This window comes from Rugosimonospora africana, from assembly GCF_016862975.1.
GTDB lineage: Bacteria > Actinomycetota > Actinomycetes > Mycobacteriales > Micromonosporaceae > Rugosimonospora > Rugosimonospora africana.
In genome coordinates this window covers 1-524 of record NZ_BONZ01000218.1, presented here as the reverse complement: position 1 = coordinate 524, position 524 = coordinate 1, and the positions used below count along the sequence as shown (strand labels likewise).

The following is a 524-nucleotide window of genomic DNA, read 5'->3' as shown; positions in this document are numbered from 1 at the left end:
TCAGCGCAGCGGGCCGTCGCCCTCGCCGTCCGGGTCGTCCACCAGGTGGATCGCGGCCTCCTCGGCGCTGGCGGCACCGGCATCCACCCCGGCGTCCCGGCCCACGGCGTCCGGCTCGTTGTCCCAGCCGAACCCCTCGTCCGGCGCGACCAGGCGCCCGGCCCGCGGCTCCGCGTCGTCGCCCCGGCGGATGAGGTCGTCCTCGTCGGTGTTCTCGTCCGCGTACGGGTCGATGTCCGGTTCCTCCTCGGCCAGCAACTGGTCCAGCGACTCGCCGGAGCGCTGCTCGGCCAGCGTGGTGCCGAACCGGTTGGCGCCTGACCACCGGTCGGCGGCCTCGATGCCCACGTCGAGGGGGTCGGGGGTGGCGTCGTCGTCGAGCGTGTCCGAGGCGTCGAGGACGCCTTCGTCCTCGATGTCGTCCCAGTCCTCGTTGATCAGGTCGGTCTCGTCGGTCATCGTCGCTCCCGCACGTGGCTTGCCGGCGCGTCTACCCTCCGAGAGCGCCCGCGCCAGCGTAGCCG

General features: G+C 73.9%; 1 protein-coding gene. It reads right to left on the bottom strand.

Annotated elements, in window-relative coordinates; translation table 11 throughout:
• On the bottom strand, nucleotides 1-459 hold the full coding sequence (locus Raf01_RS49310; protein WP_203925100.1) for a DUF5709 domain-containing protein: 459 nt from the start codon (nucleotides 457-459) through the stop codon (nucleotides 1-3).
• Nucleotides 460-524: the final 65 nt, after the last annotated feature.

What these genes read in the sequence shown, in the direction of transcription:
- Raf01_RS49310 (WP_203925100.1), bottom strand. Translation starts at nt 459, where the DNA reads ATGACCGACGAGACCGACCTGATCAACGAGGACTGGGACGACATCGAG.